At 39.3% G+C, this 20,817-nt stretch carries 6 protein-coding genes; all 6 read left to right on the forward strand.

Going from position 1 to position 20,817, the window contains the following annotated elements; all coding sequences use genetic code 11:
* Nucleotides 1-19 precede the first annotated feature (19 nt).
* The gene (locus tag ABZM97_RS08045; RefSeq protein WP_367387378.1) at nt 20-5,749 is read left to right on the forward strand and encodes an SDR family NAD(P)-dependent oxidoreductase; all 5,730 of its coding nucleotides are present in this window, start codon (nt 20-22) and stop codon (nt 5,747-5,749) included.
* Nucleotides 5,746-13,137, forward strand: a complete 7,392-nt coding sequence (locus tag ABZM97_RS08050; protein ID WP_333516249.1) for an SDR family NAD(P)-dependent oxidoreductase — start codon at nt 5,746-5,748, stop codon at nt 13,135-13,137. The genes ABZM97_RS08045 and ABZM97_RS08050 overlap by 4 nt, the downstream gene beginning before the upstream one ends.
* Nucleotides 13,138-13,186: 49 nt before the next feature.
* A complete protein-coding gene (locus ABZM97_RS08055) occupies nt 13,187-17,032 on the forward strand; it encodes an alpha/beta fold hydrolase (RefSeq protein ID WP_253269059.1) in 3,846 nt (1,281 codons plus the stop codon).
* Between the two features lie 53 nt (nt 17,033-17,085).
* Nucleotides 17,086-18,177 (forward strand): serine hydrolase, encoded by a 1,092-nt coding sequence (locus ABZM97_RS08060; RefSeq protein ID WP_087992196.1) that lies wholly within the window; start codon nt 17,086-17,088, stop codon nt 18,175-18,177.
* 494 nt (nt 18,178-18,671) lie between these two features.
* Nucleotides 18,672-19,787 carry a pyruvate dehydrogenase (acetyl-transferring) E1 component subunit alpha gene (pdhA, locus tag ABZM97_RS08065; RefSeq protein ID WP_087992195.1) on the forward strand — a complete coding sequence of 372 codons (1,116 nt, stop codon included), beginning with the start codon at nt 18,672-18,674 and terminating at the stop codon, nt 19,785-19,787.
* A gap of 3 nt (nt 19,788-19,790) precedes the next feature.
* On the forward strand, nt 19,791-20,768 hold the full coding sequence (gene pdhB / locus ABZM97_RS08070; protein WP_072183597.1) for a pyruvate dehydrogenase complex E1 component subunit beta: 978 nt from the start codon (nt 19,791-19,793) through the stop codon (nt 20,766-20,768).
* Nucleotides 20,769-20,817: the final 49 nt, after the last annotated feature.

The following is a 20,817-nucleotide window of genomic DNA, read 5'->3' on the forward strand; positions in this document are numbered from 1 at the left end:
TGAAAAAGACTAAAGAGGGATGAGACAGGTGGCTAGTAATCAAAACTATCAGTTCACATTAACAATAAAACACACAGACTATATTGTTAGAGATCACCGGGTGCATGGCACCCGGATCATACCTGGTGTTACGTTTTTAGATATTATTTATCGAATGGCACTCAGCAAAGATTTGCCTATTGAAGAACTGGAATGTCAAAATATTCTCTATTTAGAGCCCGTAGCAACATCTAATACCTTTGACAGAGAAATTCTTATTTCCTTTCAAGGTTCACACCAGGGATGGGAGATTCAAGCGAAAAGCAGAAAAGTGAAAGACGGACATGTTTTAAACGAAAATTGGGATAAAAATATGCAATGCCGCCTAATGCCGAAAACAGGCGGCGACTTAATTTCAATAGATATTGACAGGATAAAAAATACAGCTGAGCGTGTTTCTGATATGGATACATGCTATGCCTATTTAAGAAAAGTCGACATTGAGCATTTTGAATTTATGAAAAGTCTCGGAACAGTCTATGCAACGGAAGATTATGTACTTGCCGAGTTAAAACTCAGCAAGATAGCGAAACAATATGTCGGTTACTTTCAGATGCATCCTACTTTTCTTGATGCATCCACCATTATCACAGTTCTATATCAGGCATGTCCGGAATATTTCACTAAAGGAGCGGCTGCCAGCCGTTTCAAAACGTATATTCCTATTCATATTGAATCATTTCAAATGATAAATCGTCTGTCGGATACATGCTATGTGTACATCGAGAAACAAGACCAAAATCATGATACCGGAGATGTTATCAGAGTAAGCTATGGCTTATACGATGTATCGGGAAATAAGATCGCACAATTTACCCGGTTATCTGTCAAACATATCCGATCTAAAGAATTAATTGAAAATCTTAAAAAGACATCAGGTAACTTGCAAAATAATCCAATCTTTAAACTGAAAGACAATCAAACAATTAAAGAAACGAACAAAAAGCGGATTAATGATATTGAATCAGAGCTGAAGGAACTAATAGCTGGGACAGCGAATATCAGCAGCCATGATATTAGGGCTGACATCGGTTTTTATGAACAGGGGTTGGACTCTGCATCTTTGTTGAGTATCGTCAAAGAACTGGAGCGTAAAACCGGGGAACAGCTGTATCCGACACTCCTGTTTGAGTATAAAACAATCCGGGAACTGGCCGCTTATATTGAAGAAAATAAAAAAATGAATAACCATTTCTTAACTCCTGAGATATTGACTGAAAATCCTAATGTACAAGAAAATTTAGCATCACCCGGTCAAGCTTTATGTTCACCGCATATGACAGAGAGAGAGATTCAGCTGCTGATTGCAGATGTTCAAGGAATAAACCCTGATAACCTTTCTATTGAAAAAGGATTTTATGAGCAGGGTTTAGATTCTGTAACGCTTCTGGAGGTTGTTAAGGCGTTAGAGAAAAAGTCGGGCAGGGAGTTATACCCTACTCTGTTGTTTGAATATACAACAATTCGAGAGCTGGCAAATTACTTTGCTGCAAATAATGAGAAGCTTTCGGCGATCAGAAACCCTGAGAAAGACCACCATATTACAGCTACAACTTATTTAACGCCGCAATGGAGACGAAAAGATATTCCTATAAAAGGCGTTAAAACAGCTAAAAAAACGTATTTGCTGTTTCAGCATGACAGGGCGCTGTTCAATTACATGCAAAGTGATTTTAATAACGATACCGAACAAATTATATTAGTTTTGTCAGGAGACACTTTTCACTATCATGGCGGTGGTGTATATGAAATAGATCACGATGAGGAAGCTCATTTTGAAAGATTGGCATCTGAACTAAAGCAAAAACAGCAAATACCTGACACCGTGATCTACGGATGGCCGGATGGATCGTTTGCGCCCGGTGCCGGCATAATAAATGAACAGCTTTCTAAAGGTGTCTACCCGCTTTTATTTTTCAGCAAGGCTTTAATGCGAAGCAAGGCATCAAAGGAGATTGTATCCCTTTATCTTTATCCGGCGGATAATAAAAGCGCTCAGCCGTTATACGCTTCAGTACATGGCGCCGGACAGTCAATATCATTGGAGAACCCGAAAATGGTTTTTAAAACAATAGGCATTTCCTTATCAGGTAAACCAATTTCAGTTCAAGAAAAAGCTGGAATAATCGTTAATGAATCCGTTGAAGTGCTTTCAGAGGAAACTGACATTTATTACGAAGCGGGAGAACGCTTTGTCCGTATCCTCCGAGAGGCTGAACCCATAGATAAATCCTACTCCGCATTTAAAGAAAATGGAGTGTATCTCATCACTGGAGGCGTCGGAGGCCTCGGACTTTTATTTGCAGAACATATTGCCGCACAAACAACGGCCTGTATTATTTTAGCTGGCCGTTCAGAGTTATCGGAAAGCAAAAAAAACAGAATCAGACAAATAGAAGCCTGCGGGTCGTCAGTCCAATATATTAGAGGCGATATTTCAGATAGCCGCGATGCTGAACGAATGATAATGAACATTAAACGGCAGTTCGGGAAAATTGACGGTGTTATACACAGTGCCGGGATAATTAATGATGCATTTTTAATACAGAAAACAAAAAGTGAAATTCAAAAAGTGCTTGAACCGAAAATATATGGAACCGTTTTACTGGACAGCCTGTTGCAAGATGAACCACTTGATTTCTTTATAATGTTTTCATCAAGCAGCTCAATCTTCGGTAACATTGGTCAGACAGATTATGCGTTAGCCAATCGTTTCGTTGATCTTTTTGCTGACTGGCGAGAAGGACTGAGACAAAATAAAGAACGGTCTGGTATCTCAGTAGCCATTAGCTGGCCGCTATGGGAAGACGGGGGCATGAAAGTGGATAAACAAACCGAAGACTGGATGAAGGAAAAAATCGGTATGATCCCCCTTAGGAAAAACAGCGGGATTAAAGCCTTTTATGACTCTATTTATCTGCGTCTGCCTCAGCTAATTGTATTTGAAGGTGACAAAGAAAAATTGAAGGCGGCCCTTCATGAGAAATTGGTGAAGGGTAAAGCAGGTGATACACAAAAAGCTGAACCTGCGGTTGTGAGAGACCAAGATATAGCCATTATCGGCTTAAGCGGAAAGTACCCAATGGCTGATAATCTTAATCAATTTTGGGAGAATTTAAAAGAGGGGAAAGATTGTATCACTGAAGTTCCATCTGATCGTTGGGAGCTGAATGGATTCTTCAGCGAAGAAAGAGATGTGATAGGGAAGTCATACAGCAAGTGGGGTGGCTTCGTCAACGGAACTGATCAATTTGATCCGCTCTTCTTTAATATATCACCTCGTGAAGCAGAACTAATGGACCCGCAAGAAAGGCTCTTTTTAGAATCAGCTAAAGAATGTTTTGAAGATTCAGGATATCAAAAAAACAAGCTGGAAAAAATGAAAGTCGGTGTATTTGTAGGTGCAATGTGGGGGCAGTATCAATTATTTGAAGGAGAAGAAAACGGACTGTCTTTCACACCTGCTTCTGTCTACTCTTCAATTGCTAATCGGGTTTCTTATTACTTTAATTTAAAAGGTCCTAGTTTAGCTCTTGATACGATGTGCTCTTCCTCTTTGACTTCTATTCATTATGCATGCCAAAGCATACATTGTGGAGAGAGCGATATGGCGTTAGCCGGAGGAGTGAATCTGTCATTACACCCTAATAAATATAAATTTCTCAGTATGGGACAGTTTTTATCAAGTGATGGCAGATGCAGAAGCTTCGGAAAGGATGGGAATGGTTATGTGCCGGGCGAAGGAATAGGAGCTGTTTTGTTAAAACCGTTGAAAAAAGCCATTGAAGATCAAGATCAAATATATGGTGTGATTAAGGGCAGCTCTGTTAACCACGGCGGAAAAACAAGCGGATATTCTATTCCGAATCCAGATGCGCAGACAACAGTCATTTCAGAAGCGCTTCGTAAAGCTGATATTGATCCAAATTCCATCAGCTATATTGAAGCGCATGGCACAGGTACATCATTAGGCGATCCTATTGAAATTCAGGGCCTTCGAGACTCTTATCAATTGGATCATCCTTGCGCCATTGGATCTGTAAAATCAAACATCGGTCATTTAGAATCGGCAGCCGGTATAGCTGCAGTAACGAAAGTGCTTCTTCAGATGAAGCATAAGCTGCTTGTTCCTTCGTTACATTCCGATACTGTCAATCCATATATAGATTTTGATCAAGTTCCTTTTAAAGTGCAGCAGAAAACAGCTGAATGGAAAAATCCTGAAATCAATGAAACCGTTTATCCACTGAGAGCAGGTGTAAGTGCTTTTGGGGCAGGGGGGTCCAATGCACACCTCATTCTGGAAGCATATGAATCCTTGAATACTAATCAACCTCAAAGCAGCAGAGTTATTTTTATTTTGTCTGCACAAGATAAAAACCGTTTGAAAAAGTATGCGGAGGTTATGGCCCGCTTTTTATCTGAAAATGAAATGCAAAACGAGAATGATCGTGTGAAACTTCAAGATATTGCCTATACCCTGCAAACGGGACGTGAGCATATGGAGGAAAGGCTTGCAATAGTAGCAGATTCAAGCTTGTCGATCGCTGAAGAACTTTTAGGCTATACCAGAGGGGAAACCAGTGAATCAAGCTATACAGGAAATATTTTAAAATGTGAGGTTAGAGCTGAAGCTCCCCGCATTCATAAAGATTATGAAGAAGTTGCACGGAGATGGGTAAAAGGTGAGCCAATAGATTGGGAGGCTTTTGAGGAAAACCGGCATTCTTTTCGAGTCTCTATCCCCGGGCAGCCGTTGATTAAGAAGCGGTACTGGATCAAAGAACAGACGAGAGAATATGTTTTAAATAGCGAGCTTAAACCAAGGCACCCTTTCTTAGGAGTTAATACGTCTACTTTTAATCAGTACAGTTTTACGAAAACAATCGACAGGGACAATCCATTTGTAATGAGTCTTACAGAATACGGAAAGTCCTTTTTCTCTGTTGTGTCTTTAATTGAAATGGCTGCAGCAAATGCGTCCGAGGCATTTGGGTATACCGTCAATAAAATAACCGAAATATCTTGGAATCAAGGTAGGTGCGACGCCGCTGACATACAAGAGCTGACCATAGAATTAACGCCTCGAGAAGATTTTGCACAATTCGAAATATACGCAAAAAACTCATGTAAGAATAAAATAAGGCTTGTTCACGGAAAGGCGCATATTGTCGAGCAAAAAGAAAACGATTTACTCCCTTCTGTATTAGATATCTCGAAAGTGAAATCGGATATGCTTGAACATGGTTTCGCAATACCTTATGCGTCTGAAACAGCAAAAAACAACAGTGAAATGCTGTCACTATTTTTCATTCCGGATCACTTTTATGAAAACAGCGGAGATTTCACTTTTCTTCCATTTGCATTTGAGTCTGCGATTCAGACATCCGGTCTATTTGTAAACGGCGGGACCCCTGCTGAACTGATTGGAATGAATGAAGTGACCATCTATCAAGCTTTTACTCAAGATTTTTATATTTATACTCAAATTGAAAAACAATCTAACAATATTGATTTGACGTGCCATATTACATTTGCAGACACAAATGGCAGCATCCTGGCTGAATGCAAAGGGCTAGTGTTTAGCAATAGCTATACTGAAAAAGCTGATCAATCCGATGATGAATTAATTTGTTTGCTTCGCAAATTGGAGGCAAATGACATTGATCAAACGGCTGTATTGAAGCAACTAATGGGGGAAGAATCATGAGGGGAAAACGTGAACAAATCAGCGAAATTCTTGAGCTGGTCCAAACAGGAAATATAACGGCTGACGAAGGATATGCCCGTGTAAAATCTATTCAAGACAATGGCGAACTAGCAACTGATAATCCGCCTTTATATTATAAGCCTGAATGGATAGAATCAAATATTCCGAATACGAAAAATGCAGACTTGCCTGGCTTAGTTCTTATTTTTGCTGAAAATGAATGGCAAATAAAAGAACTAAGCGATTCATTAGTGGATTGCAACCTTTTGTTTGTTTGTCGAGGAGAAAAATTTTCTACCAGCAATCGCAATGCGCTTACTATTAATCCATCGAAAAAAGCAGACTATATAAAACTTTTTAAGTATATCCAAGATCACTTCATGCTGCCTGAGAACATCCTTCATTTATGGTCTGACAGTCAGGATAATATAAGCCAAGAAGGAATAAAAAAACAACTGGAAAACGGTATATTTTCTCTTCTATACATTACACAGGCATTGATTGAGATGAAATGCAAGAATACTGTAAAGCTGAAACATCTATTTCAATCTGAACATAAGGCTCAGCTGCCATTACATCACGCTTTAGGCGCTTTTGCTAAAACGGTTCATCAGGAGTATCCAAATTTTCACTATCAGATCATCAATGTCAATCATTTACAGGATATGGATATCGACAATTATTCGGAGATTGCGGATATTTACCGAAAAGAATGTGAAGGCGATCAAACTTCGCAATTCGAAGTGCGCTACGAAAATGGTAGCCGATTCACGAAACGTTATAAAAGCGCAAACATTGACGGATTATCTCAGCCGCTTAAACGTAAGGGATGTTATCTGATTACAGGAGGATTAGGCGGGATCGGCTATATTATTGCGAAATATTTGGCGGAAAAATGGAAGGCTAACCTCATTTTGACCGGACGTTCTTCTTTAACTGCAGAGCAGTCTCGGAAGATTAATGATTTGAGAAGCTCAGGTTCTCACATCGAGTATATACAGTCAGATATTTCAAAAAAAGATGAGACAGAGCGGGTATTTACTTTTGTAAAAGATCAATTTGGTCATTTAAACGGTGTTTTTCACATCGCCGGAGTGCTCCGCGATTCGTTTATTTTAAGAAAAACAAAAGAAGAAATCGATCAGGTAACAGCATCGAAAGTTTACGGAACGGTATGGCTGGCGAATGAAATAACAAAATTAAATCTTGATTTGTTTGTATTGTTTTCTTCAACATCATCTATTTTCGGTTCAATCGGCCAATGTGATTATGCCTTTGCCAATGCTTTTCTAGATCAGTATGCAGCAGTTATTTCAGCAAAAGGATATGCCCAAAAAACAGTTTCCGTCAATTGGCCGCTGTGGGCAGCCGGCGGGATGAATATTGACTATGAAGGAATACAAATAATGAGAAGGGAACTCGGCCTTGAACCTTTAGATGAAAGTGCTGGGCTGCGAGCCTTAGAAGATAGCTTGTGCCAGACATCTGAACAGCTGATTGCAGTAAAAGGTCAAAAAGAAAAAATTGACGACGCGTTGAACCGTGCTGATACAATCAATAGCCTTTTTGAACAGCGAGATGAAAAAAATGAACGCAACGATGAATTAAAACAAGAAATTATTCATTATTTGAAAAAACTGCTTTCTGAAGAATTAAAATTATCGGCTTCATTCATTGATGAAAAACAATATCTTGAGAAATACGGTATTGATTCAATTATGATTATGCGTTTAACCAAAAAGTTAGAGCAGAATGTCGGCAAACTATCAAAAACCTTATTTTTCGAATATCACTCGATTACTGAATTGGCGGATTATTTTCTGAACCACCATAGTGAGCGCATGCTGAAACTGTTGAATCCTATTGCAAAACCCCAACATGAATTGCGTCAGAAAAGAATAACATCAGTAAAAACCGATGCTCCAAACTCTATGAAAGAGAACGTACAAAAGAAAGATCCGGGGCGTTCAATTTCTGCTGATATTGCCATTATTGGAGTAAGCGGCAGATATCCTGGCGCAGAAAGTATTAGGGATTTTCAAAATGTACTGCTGAATGGAAGGGATTGTATTAGTAAAATTCCCGATGATCGAAAGGAAATGTTGGAAGGGAGCTGTTATAACTGGGGGGGATTTCTTAAAAATGTAGATCGATTTGATCCTTTGTTTTTCCGGATATCACCGAAAGAAGCAGCTTATCTTGATCCTCAGGAACGGCTTTTCTTAGAAACAGTCTGGAACACTATAGAGGATGCGGGGTATACAAAGTCAGATTTGGCTCAGGAAAAAGTCGGGGTATTTGCAGGAGTCACATACGGGAGTTATCAATTTTTCGGCGTTGAAGAATCTATGAATGGAAATGAATTAGCCGTGGGTTCTCCTTTTTCTGCAATTGCAAACAGAGTCTCGTACTATTTCAATTTTACGGGACCTAGTATGGCGGTTGATACAATGTGTTCATCCTCTCTCAATGCTATTCATTTAGCCTGTGAAAGTATTCTGCGGGGAGAAAGCAGCATTGCTGTTGCAGGCGGTGTCAATCTTACGCTTCATCCAAATAAGTATACTTTATTGAAACAAAGTCGCTTTTTTGCGAGTGATGGGCGGTGCCGTACATTTGGTGCAGGCGGCGACGGTTATGTACCGGGCGAAGGAGTAGGCTCTGTTCTATTAAAGCCGGTGGCAGATGCAATAAATGACGGAGATCATATTTATGCGGTGATAAAAGCAACGGCAGTAAACCATGGAGGCAAAACAAACGGATTTACTGTTCCTAATCCTAATGCTCAATCTGAACTGATAGGAGCCGCACTGAAAAAAGCTGATATTGATCCTCGAACGATCAGCTATATTGAAGCACACGGAACGGGTACTTCTCTTGGAGATCCAATTGAAATAACCGGATTGACGAAAGTGTTCCGCCAATATACGGACCAGACTCAATATTGTTCGATCGGTTCTGTTAAATCGAATATCGGACATCTTGAGGCTGCTGCAGGTATTGCAGGTCTGACAAAGGTTCTAATACAAATGAAGCTTAAAAAGCTTTTCCCCTCTATTCATGCAGAGACATTAAATCCGAATATCGATTTTGAAGCATCGCCTTTTTATGTACAACGGTCACTGCAAGATTGGGAGAAACCAAATCTGAAAGAAAGCGGAAAAGAGGTTTCGGTTCCGAGAAGAGCGGGGATCAGTTCATTTGGGGCGGGAGGAACAAACGTTCATGTGATTCTGGAAGAATATGAAGAAGCCAACAAATCGGCAGAACAATTTGAAAAAGAGCCGCACGTCGTTCTGTTGTCGGCAAAAAATAACGAAAGGCTTCTCGAGTATGCAGATAAAATGAAAGAGTATATCAAAAACTCTCTAAAACCCGCAATGCGAAGCGGACAGCCGGATATGGTTGAAAAGGTGAATGAAATACTGAAACCATTTGTTTCAAAATTGATTCATGTCAATCCGAAAGAAATCGATCCGACAGAGAATCTGGCGGAATTTGGGTTTGGGCCTGTAGAGTTAAGCAGTATCACAGGTTTTATTAACGAAACGTTTCAAATAGAGCTTTCCATGCATCATTTAACAGATTTTCGTTCAATACAATCTATAACGGAATACTTATTGAAAGAGTATACTGGGCAGGTTAACAGACTCTTTCCTAAGAAAGGCTATGGAAAAGAACAAATGGACGAAATAGTTTTACGAGATCTGGCTTACACAACACAAGTCGGCAGGGAAGCCATGGAATCCAGATTAGCAATTGTCGGTTCAACACTGAAAGAGATACAGGATAAATTAAACGATGTTTGTCTAGAAGTTCAACGTATTCCTGGCGTATATTTAAATCAGCATGCTCTACAGCAAGTTGAACAAATGAAGGCATTGACAGAAGGTAAAGCAGGTGAGCAGTTTGTAAAAAGCGTGATTGAGTACGGTGAAATGGAAAAGCTCGCTCAATTGTGGGCATGGGGCGCGGATATCGACTGGAAAATATTCCAAAAGTATTCGCAGCAAACAGGCAAACGTATTTCCATCCCTACATATCCGTTTGCAAAAGAATCCTATTGGGTTCCTGGTCTAATTGAGAAGAATTCAGAGGTGAAAGCTTCAGCTCCGAAAATCCATTTGCAAAAAAAATGGAGAGAGTTTAATATTGCGAAAAACTCAGAAAAACCGGTTTTGGGGCTAACAATAGCATTGGTGCATCATGATACCGAATTAATTGCTCGTTCTGTATGCTCAGAGATAGAGGAGAAAAATCTTATTATTATAAGACATAATTCTTCTTTTATAAGACAATCAGATTATTTGTATGAATGTTCTTTTTTAGACGAAAAACAAGCATACACCGCTGTCAATGAAATTTTGATGAGCCGGAAGCAGCAGATCGAGAACCTATTCGATTTTTCTGATATCAGCAATCTCAACGATAGTCAAAATCTTATACCGTATGGGAAAATTGTTATTATTCAAGAGCTTATTAAACGGAGCAAAAAGGAATCTCCGTTATCGATTCTACAATTGACAAACGGCCTTCAAATTTTTAAAACAGAGAAGCCAAGAATGAGAGGAGCAGAATTAGCCGGTCTTTTAAAAGCTGTTTCCTCAGAATACACTTATGTTAATGGTAAAACAATTGATACAGACAGTGTGCAGAATCCGTATGAGCTGAAGCAAATGATAGAAAATGAACAAGAAAATCATGCTGGAGAGGTTGAAGTATGCTATCGCCACGGTATCAGGTATATTCCGTTTTTTGAAGAAGAAAGGGTTCAACCGAGTGAGTCTTTTTCATTTCGTTTAGATAAAACCATAGTAATAACTGGCGGAACAGGTGGCATTGGCAGGGAGATAATAGATGAACTGGTAAAACGGGGAGTAACAAAACTAGTGCTTACGGGCACGCACCCATTACCTTTGCGTAGTGAATGGGCGGGTTTGTTGGAGGATGCAAGTATAGATCAGAAGATCATCGACAATATTAAACTATTTATGAATCTTGAAGAGAGAGGCATTAGCTATCGGTATTACAGCGGCTCTCTTACAGATAAAGAGAAACTGCGTTCGTTTTTTCTTGAAGCCAGAAAAGACCTCGGGGATATATGCGGAGTGATTCATTGTGCCGGCCAGCACAGCAACGGAAATCCAGCATTTATTCATAAAGGCATTGAAGATTTCAAAACAGTTTACGGACCAAAGATCGTCGGTCTGCAAAATCTGCATCAGATTTTTGAAGATGATCCGTTGGATTTCTTTATTCTATTTTCATCAATTGCAGCTCAAGTCCCGCAACTATCTAAAGGGATGTCTGATTATGCATCAGCCAATGCGTATATGGACTATTTTGCGGCTTATCATTTTCAAATGGGAAAATCCTATTTTACATCTATCAATTGGCCGAGCTGGAAAGAGGTGGGGATGGGAAGGGTAACGAGTCCTTCATATAATGATTTAGGATTGGGTTCACTATCGACGCAAGAAGGAATGGCAACTTTACGCAATGCACTAAGCAAAAAAACAGCTGCTATGATGCCTATTGTGAAAAATAGTGCAGTCTTTAAGGCAGACACGCTTCTGAAAGCTTATAAGAGTGATCTGAGTGCGGTTTCAAGCAGCAAAGCGGAGATTTCAGATATTTCTAACAACCGTACTGATGCTCTTGTTGGAGAGCTGTCAGGCATTTTTGCCGAAGAATTAAGCATCCCGATTGAAAAGCTAGACCCGTTTGTTGCCTTTCAAGAATATGGCGTAGATTCTATACTTCTTGTAAGTATTATCCATCGCATAGAAGCTATTATTCAGAAGAACTTAGATCCTACTATACTTTTCGAACACAACACTATTCATAAACTTGCAGAATATGTAAAGGGAACAGGGTTTCAATTGAAGGAACAAACGGCACAACTTGACACTTTTTCTGTTCATAATGTCTTTGAAAAAGTACCCGAATCAAGAAGACATATGGAAAAACATGAAAAGCTGCAAACGTCATCTGCAAAAATAGCCGTTATTGGAATCGGATGCAAATTTCCAGGCGCAGCGAATAAAGAAGAATTTTGGCGCAACTTAAAAAAAGGAAGAAAGCATATAAAGGAAGTTCCAGAATCCCGCTGGAGCATTGAAAAATACTATTCCCCTGTAAAGGAAAAGGGAAAAAGCATTAGTAAATGGGGAGGCTTTATTGATGGGATTGGAAGTTTTGATCCAGTTTTTTTCCGGATGCATGAGGAAACAGCCGTCCAAACTGACCCATTAATCAGACACTTTTTAGAAACTAGTGTACAGGCTGTCAGGGATGCGGGTTATGAAGAAACAGAATTATCCGGAAAGAAAATCGGTGTGTTTGTCGGTTCAAGAATGGGGGGGTACGGTCATAAATTACGAGAAGAAAACACTCATAATATAGTTGGTCTCAGCCAGAACTTTATTGCCGCACATGTATCGCATTTCTTTAATTTTCACGGCCCAAGCATCGTATCGGATACAGCTTGCTCTTCTTCGTTAGTGAGTATTCATTTGGCTTGCCAAAGTTTAAAAGAAGGTGATTCAGAGATGGCAATTGCAGGCGGGGCAGACCTGCTGCTGGATGAAGTTCCTTACTTGATGCTAAGCGAAGGCGGGGCCCTTTCTCCGGACGGTCAGTGTTTTACCTTTGACGAAAGGGCAAACGGTTTTGTACCTGGTGAGGGTTTTGGAGCTGTATTATTAAAGCCGCTGGAAAAAGCGAAAACTGACGGTGATCAGATATACGGTATAATTGATGCATCCGCTATTAATAATGACGGTGCAACGATGGGCATTACAACTCCTAACCCAAAACTGCAGGAGCAAGTGATTCAGGATGCCTTTGAAAAAGCAAAAATAGAGCCTGACTCAGTCAGCTACATTGAGACACATGGAACCGGTACTATGATTGGAGACCCGATTGAACTTCAGGCGTTAACAAAAGTATTTCAAAAAAATACAAGGCGAACTCAATATTGCGGAGTTGGCAGTGTGAAAACAAATGTGGGACACTTATTAAGCGCAGCCGGAGCGGCTAGTTTTATTAAAGTGATTTTGTCACTATGGCATAAAAAAATCCCGCCTACATTGAATTGCGAAACGCCAAACCCTCGCTTTGAATTCGGGCAGTCGCCTTTTTATCCAAATACAAGGCTGAAAGAATGGAAAGAAGAAAAAAGGAGAGCAGGCATCAGTGCTTTCGGTTTTGGCGGAACAAACGCCCACATTTTGGTCAGTGGGTATGATGAATTGCACAATATTGTTCGAAAACCGCTGACACCGGCCGTATTCAATAAAAGAAAGTTTTGGCCTAAAGCTTATTCGCATAAACAAAAGAAACAGCATAAAAAGCAGTTTCTTGAGATTATTGATGAAACAGAGTGATACTCACTCTGTTTCTTTTAATTGCAAAAGAGAAAGGTTGTCGAATTACATGAGGTTCAGCGTATTAGTCAAAAATGACGATTATATAGTCACAGACCATGTCCTTCATCAAGTGCACACCGTTCCCGGCGTTACATATTTAGATTTAATTACAAGATTTTTATCTGCAAAAGGGATTAACACTAGAAGCTTTGAAATCAAACATGTATTATTTCAGGAACCGGTTGCAACTTCTGCCCAATTTGATAAAAAAGTTACCTTTCAGTTTACGGAACAAAAGAATGGATGGCTAGTTGAAACAGTTAGCAGAAAATGGATCGATAGAAATGTTGCAGATCATGAAGTGTCAGTCAATTTGCAGGCGGAAATCACCAGCGGAGGGCAACAGGTAAGCGAAAAAAAAATCCGGCCTAAGGATTTAAAGAAAGGGGCACTCCGAACAACAGATGCTGAAACCGCTTATAGTAATTTGCGGAAAGGCGGCTTAATCCATAAAGAGTTTATGAAACTAGAAGGGACAGTGTATGAAGGGAAAGATTATATTCTGGGAGAGGTCAGTTTAAGCGGACTTGCAAAAGAGTATATTGATGATTTTTATTTGCATCCCGCTTTTCTGGATGGCTCTTTAAGCCTTCTGGGAGTGCTTGCGTCTGCTGAATCGGATGCATTAAACGATGCGTTTATTCCGATTTATATTAAAACTTTTCGTTCTCTGAATAAGACGGGTGAGACTTGTTTTGTTTATATTGATAAAAATAATATCACGCAGCCATCTTCTAAAGACATTTTATATGCGGACATACAAGTATACAACTCGGATGGTGAACTTTCGTTTTATTATGAACGGTTCGGTGTGAAAAGAGTTAGGAACGAGGAGTCAATACAAAGGCTGGAATACAAGGGAATAAAAGATGAAGAGGATAGAGTCATTAAAATTGCGGATGATTCTCTCGACAAGAGTCTTATTAAACAGGTAGCGGCCATGATTCAAAAGCCCGAAGAATCTGTTAAAACTGATATCACATTTTATGAGCTTGGATTAGACTCTAAACAGTTATTAAACTTGTCTAAAACATTAGAACAACTCTTGCAGACCAAGCTGTATCCAACATTATTATTTGATTACTCTACAATTGGAGAATTAACTGAATACCTGTGTGGGAAATATGGTGACAAAATCATGCCGCCTGCAGCATCTGTTACGAAAACAGATCTCAAAGAAACTTTATCCAATGAGTTGGCGTTTATTATTGGTGATTTAACAAGGACCTCAGCATATGAAGTAAACCAATATCGGTCGTTTTATGAATTGGGTCTTGATTCAAGACAGCTATTGCAGATATCTAAAATGATAGAAGAAAAAATTGGTGCTTCGTTATACCCGACTTTATTATTTGATTATAACAATATTCATGATTTGGCAAGTTATTTAGAAGAAAAATATGAGATGCTAACACAAACGGAATCAGAAGAAGATAAAAAACAAAGCAAGGAAGCACCTGATGCAGGGCATTTGGAAAATATATATATGCAAAAAGAGTGGAGCGAGTCGCCTTTATTATCTGAAGGTGTTCCTAAAGGTAATATTTTAATTTTAGATTTTGAACGATCTATGAGTGATGATATTCAAAAGCATGCAGGCAGTAAAACTGTTATTTATGCACAAGCCGATTCCGAGTATCTTAAAATAAGTGATAGGCATTACAAATTCCATCCTGAAAATCCTGAGCATTACATGAGAATATTAAATGATGTAAAGTTATCAGGACTATTTCCCGAGACAATTATTCACTTTTTGTCAAAAGAAACCCAGGATAACAGATTAGATCCGGATTTAACACACAGTTTTTATTCTGTTCTTTATGTAAGTAAAGCTTTACTGAGTCAAAAATTAACCAGCAGATTAAAATTTCTGTACATGTATAGCAAAGATCAATATACGAATCCGTCTTATGCGGCTGTCTCAGGCTTTTTTAAAACTTTGCAAGCAGAGCAGCCGAATATTGAATGCAAAACAATAGAGTTTACAACAAATCAAACCATCCAAATAGCACCTGTATTACTCGATGAAATAAATGGAGATTTTAATCAAACCGTTAAGTATGAAAACAATAGAAGATTTGTCTCAAAATATAGAGAAGTCCCGTCAGTAACAATGCATAAGACAGAAGCAACATTAATAAAAAACGGGGTCTACCTTGTAATTGGCGGATTAAGGGGCATTGGCTGGATATTTTCAAAATTTATTTATTCAGATATTCGCGCCAATGTTGTTATTGCTGGCCGGTCAGAACTGACTCCAAAGATGGAAGAAAAATTAGAAAAGATTCGTTCCCGCGGTATAAGAATCACCTATATTCAAGCTGACATGACAGTTAAAAAACAAGTAACCCAATTACTCGAAAAAGTCTATTCAGACTTTGCGAAAATTAATGGCGTTTTTTATAGTGCCGGTGTAATCAGAGATTCTTTTATTATGAATAAAACGAACGATGATGTACATTCGGTGCTTCAATCTAAAATAAGCGGAGTCATTCATTTGGACGAGGCACTCGCCGATATGCCTTTAGACTTTTTTGTTTTATTTTCCTCTATTTCCGCGGAAATAGGAAGCTTGGGGCAAGCAGATTACGCATATGCCAATAGTTTTTTAGACAATTTTGCAGAATGGAGAGAATGTATAAGAAAGACAGCAGGAAGACAAGGTAAAACAATCTCTGTAAATTGGCCTTTTTGGAAAAACGGAGGTATGTCAATAGATAATGAAGTACAGAAAATTATGAAAACCCATCTCGGTCTGCACCCGCTTGAAACTTTTTACGGCATAGAAGCTATAAAAAGGTCGCTTGCTCAGACCGGCCATCAAATGATTGTGTTATATGGAAAAAAAGAAAAAGTAATAACATACTTTCAACCGTTACCTTCCAGTTCAGGGGTAGTGCTTGTAAGAGACTCATCGATAGCAGCAGATATAGATGCTTCATCGTACATTCCCGAAAAAACAGGCTCTGCCGTTCAATTACTGGGCACAGCAGACAACAGCGATCTTGATGATTATTTAAACTTTTGGAGCAGAATAAAAAAAGGTGTTCCTTCGCAAAATCATCATATAGATGCCGCTAAAAAACTGATCTCATTTTATCAGAACAGGAAAATGGAGACAGTTCATTTTCTGATAAACACTGCAAATGTCCGTAATATGGAAATAGTGATGAGCGGAAAAGGAGAAACAATTTTACTTATTTGCGGTTTTGCAACGACGGCTTATATGTGGAAAGAGCAAATAAAGGAGTGGGCGAATCATTTTAATGTAATCGTCATACACACCCCAGGTTATGGATTGAGTAAAGGAAGTGATGATTTTACATTGAGTGGTTTAAGTAGTGCTTTTATTGAGGTGTTAGAAGATATAGGAGTAACATGGCCAATTCACATTGCAGCAGCTTCTTGGGGAGGAATGGTAGGGCAAAGAATAGCCTATGAATATCCTGAAAAAGTGAAAACACTAACTCTATCAGGCAGTTACACCACCTATAAAGAAGATCCTGACCATAGTGTGGAGGAGAAGCTTAAGGAGGATTTTGCAAACATCGGAAGATTGAATGAATATGAAATGTTATATAGCAATCAATTTTTAAATGCATCTATTGAGCACTTTATGGAGATTCATAATAGAGAAGGTTATTCTACTATAAGTTTCTTAAAGGAGATTAAAACAAGAACGCTTATACTTACAGGTGAAAATGAAGCGGTTGTTGACCTAGAGGAGACAAACTTGCTTCAGAAATATCTTACAAATGCCGTTTCAAAGGAAATCGAAGGAGCGGGACATCTTTCTAATGTTACACATCCAAGAGAATTTAATAAGACTGTCATTGATTTTATAAAGAATTGAACATATTTATTTAGAAAGTCTAAAACGATAATTCTATAAGGGGAGAAACAACTGTGAAACATACATTGAGTAATCCAGCTTTTGATACCAAGCAAATTGACGCGCTGCGCCGTCACTATCAGACTATGATAGATGATGGAGACTTACAATGTGCAAGTTACATTATGTCAAGGGGCGGAGAAATCTTTGCAGCCGATTCGCTTGGAGAGTTTCTGGGTAAAGAGAATGAGACGAAAAAATTCAAACTTGATTCAATCAGAGAAATTGGTTCTCTAACAAAAGTCTTTACCGCAATTGCTGTTATGCAGCTGGTGGAAAAGGGACTGCTCGACTTAAAAATGCCTATTAAACTATTTCTCTCTGCATTTGATAAACCTGGATTTAACGAAATTAAAATACTTCATCTGCTTACTCATACGGCAGGATTGGCTTTTGATCTGGATCTTCAAAAGGCAAATGGCATTGACTTAACAAATGAGAATGAATGGGTCGCTTATCTGGTCAATACGCCTCTAGAGTACAAAGTTGATGAGGCCTGGAATTATTCCAGAACTGGATTTGTTATTTTAGGAATAATCATTTCAAAAGTAACCGGTATGTCTTACGAAGAGTATGTGACAAAGCATATTATTAAAGCGCTTGGTATGGATAGAACATTTTTTTATGTCCCTAATGCTTTAAAATCTGAAGTTTGTATTATCAATAATAACGAGAGTGAGCAGCTGGTTGAAGAACGACACCCCTACTTTCCGAATAAAGCGACTACAGGGCTGTATTCGACATTGAAAGACATTTGGAAGCTGGCAGAAATGTTTAGAAATAAAGGCCGGTTTGAAGAGAAGAAACTACTTGGTAAAAAAACAGTCGAGTCTATGTTGCGAAATCAAATAAAGGAGGGACTTCCCTTTTACTTCTTCGGAGCTCCGAGAGAAAAAGGGGATTTTGGTTTAGGAATCAATCTATGGCCTGCCGGGGAACATTATTTTATGAGTGAAGGAACCTTTTCGCATCTCGGAATGGGGTGGTGCGGTCTTTTTTCAGATCCGGCAGAAGAGTTTACGTATGTGTTTTTCACGCCGATTTCAGAGTTTAATCCTCATGCTGTTTTAACTCCGCTGAACATTGTGTGGGCTGGCATTGAATAAACGGATAACAGATTAAAATTAGTAAAAGTATTTTTGGGTTCCGCCTGCCAAGCAGGCGGAACCCAAAAATACCTCCTCTTTATTCACACTGCGTTTACTTCCCCGACACTTTACGGTTTGTAACAGTTCGTTAAAAAACTTATTTTATTTTTTTACTTTTTTAACTGTATTACAACATTCTGTTTTTATAATACAGTTTTTCATCTTTTATAGTACAGTTTTTTTCGCACTCTCCCTATTTTCAAAGCGGTTTCAATTTTAGTTTATAAATAATTGACGGCTCTGTGGAATTGCTGTAAACTATGTTTGTTGATTATTGTACTAATGAAAAAGTTATTTTTATTAGTACAGTTTAAACGTCATTATCTTTGCTTATTTTTTGTGATTTTCTGAATGATTAATTTTAGAATTGCAGAGCATGATAAGAGTGTTTTTAATACGGATTATGAACGGTATCAAACCCCGTTTAAACAAAAGAAGAGGTGGTTTAAAAGATGGCTGCAAAGACAAAAACTTCAATTGTTGATAGCAAAAAACAATTTGACGCTATTAATAAGCAGTTTGAAACGTTTCGAATTTTAAATGCTGAAGGAGAAGTCGTAAATAAAGAGGCAATGCCCGATCTTTCAGACGATCAACTAAAAGAATTAATGAGAAGAATGGTATACATCCGCATTTTAGACCAGCGTTCGATTTCTCTATCACGTCAAGGACGTTTAGGCTTCTACGCGCCTACAGCAGGTCAAGAGGCTTCTCAAATTGCATCACACTTTGCCCTTGAGCAGGATGACTTTATTCTTCCTGGTTATCGAGATGTCCCTCAGCTGATTTGGCACGGACTTCCTTTATACCAAGCGTTCCTATTCTCAAGAGGCCATTTTAAAGGCAACCAAATGCCTGAGGGAGTAAATGCGATATCACCTCAAATTATCATCGGCGCACAAATCATTCAAACAACAGGTGTAGCTTTAGGACTTAAAAAGCGAGGTAAAAAATCGGTAGCGATCACTTATACAGGAGACGGCGGAGCTTCACAAGGTGACTTTTATGAAGGGATGAACTTTGCCGGAGCATTTAAAGCGCCAGCGATTTTCGTCGTGCAAAACAACCGATATGCGATTTCAACGCCTGTAGAAAAGCAATCATCAGCACAGACAATTGCCCAAAAAGCAGTTGCAGCCGGTATTACAGGTGTTCAAGTTGATGGAATGGATGCCCTTGCTGTTTACGCTGCAACAGCAGAAGCACGCCAACGTGCAATTAACGGTGAAGGTCCGACCTTGATTGAAACTCTTACATTCCGTTACGGACCACATACAATGTCTGGAGACGATCCGACTAAGTACCGTACAAAAGAAATAGAAAACGAATGGGAACTTAAAGACCCGCTCGTACGCTTCCGCAAGTTCCTAGAGAATAAAGGGCTATGGTCTGAAGAAGAAGAGAACAAAGTCATCGAACAGGCTAAAGAAGAAATCAAACAGGCCATCAAAAAAGCTGACAGCGAACCAAAACCAAAAGTAACAGAGTTAATTGAGAATATGTTCGAAGAGCCGACATTTAACTTAAAAGAACAATTTGAAATTTACAAAGAGAAGGAGTCGAAATAAGCCATGGCGCAAATGACAATGATTCAAGCGATCACTGATGCGTTACGCACAGAACTGAAGAACAATGAAAACGTTCTGCTTTTTGGAGAGGATGTAGGCGTTGCAGGGGGCGTTTTCCGGGCAACTGAAGGCCTTCAAAAAGAATTCGGTGAGGATCGCGTATTTGATACGCCGCTTGCAGAGTCTGGAATTGGCGGGCTTGCTCTCGGCTTAGGTTTGCAGGATTACCGTCCTGTTATGGAAATCCAATTCTTTGGATTCGTTTATGAGGTAATGGATTCTATTTCTGGACAAATGGCCCGTCTTCGTTACCGTTCTGGCGGACGCTGGACTTCACCTGTAACCATTCGTTCTCCGTTCGGCGGCGGTGTTCATACTCCTGAGCTTCATGCTGATAGCTTAGAAGGTCTTATTGCACAGCAGCCTGGTATCAAAGTTGTCATTCCGTCAACTCCTTACGATGCCAAAGGACTTTTAATTTCTGCAATCAGAGACAATGATCCTGTTGTTTTCTTAGAGCACATGAAGCTTTACCGTTCTTTCCGTCAGGAAGTTCCTGAAGAAGAATACACAATTGAGCTTGGCAAAGCTGACGTGAAACGTGAAGGTACTGACCTTTCAATCATCACTTACGGCGCAATGGTTCATGAATCATTAAAAGCTGCTGAGGAGCTTGAGAAAGACGGCGTTTCTGCTGAGGTAATTGATCTTCGTACTGTCAGTCCACTTGATATCGATACAATCATCGCATCTGTAGAAAAAACAGGCCGCGCGATTGTAGTTCAAGAGGCGCAAAAACAGGCCGGTGTTGCTGCTAATGTGGTAGCAGAAATTAATGACCGTGCGATCTTGAGCTTGGAAGCACCTGTACTTCGCGTGGCTGCGCCTGATACAGTATTTCCTTTCTCCCAAGCAGAGAGCGTATGGCTTCCAAACCATAAAGACGTTCTTGAAACAGCAAGAAAAGTACTTGAATTTTAATCAAATTGCATAATTCAGAGGGAAGATGGACGTTTTCCCTCCACTATAT

This window comes from Bacillus vallismortis (genome assembly GCF_040784915.1).
GTDB classification, from domain to species: domain Bacteria; phylum Bacillota; class Bacilli; order Bacillales; family Bacillaceae; genus Bacillus; species Bacillus subtilis_G.

Coding starts and splice junctions, on each gene's coding strand:
- pdhB (WP_072183597.1), top strand. CDS start 19,791: ATGGCGCAAATGACAATGATTCAAGCGATCACTGATGCGTTACGCACA.
- pdhA (WP_087992195.1), top strand. CDS start 18,672: ATGGCTGCAAAGACAAAAACTTCAATTGTTGATAGCAAAAAACAATTT.
- ABZM97_RS08055 (WP_253269059.1), top strand. CDS start 13,187: ATGAGGTTCAGCGTATTAGTCAAAAATGACGATTATATAGTCACAGAC.
- ABZM97_RS08050 (WP_333516249.1), top strand. CDS start 5,746: ATGAGGGGAAAACGTGAACAAATCAGCGAAATTCTTGAGCTGGTCCAA.
- ABZM97_RS08045 (WP_367387378.1), top strand. CDS start 20: ATGAGACAGGTGGCTAGTAATCAAAACTATCAGTTCACATTAACAATA.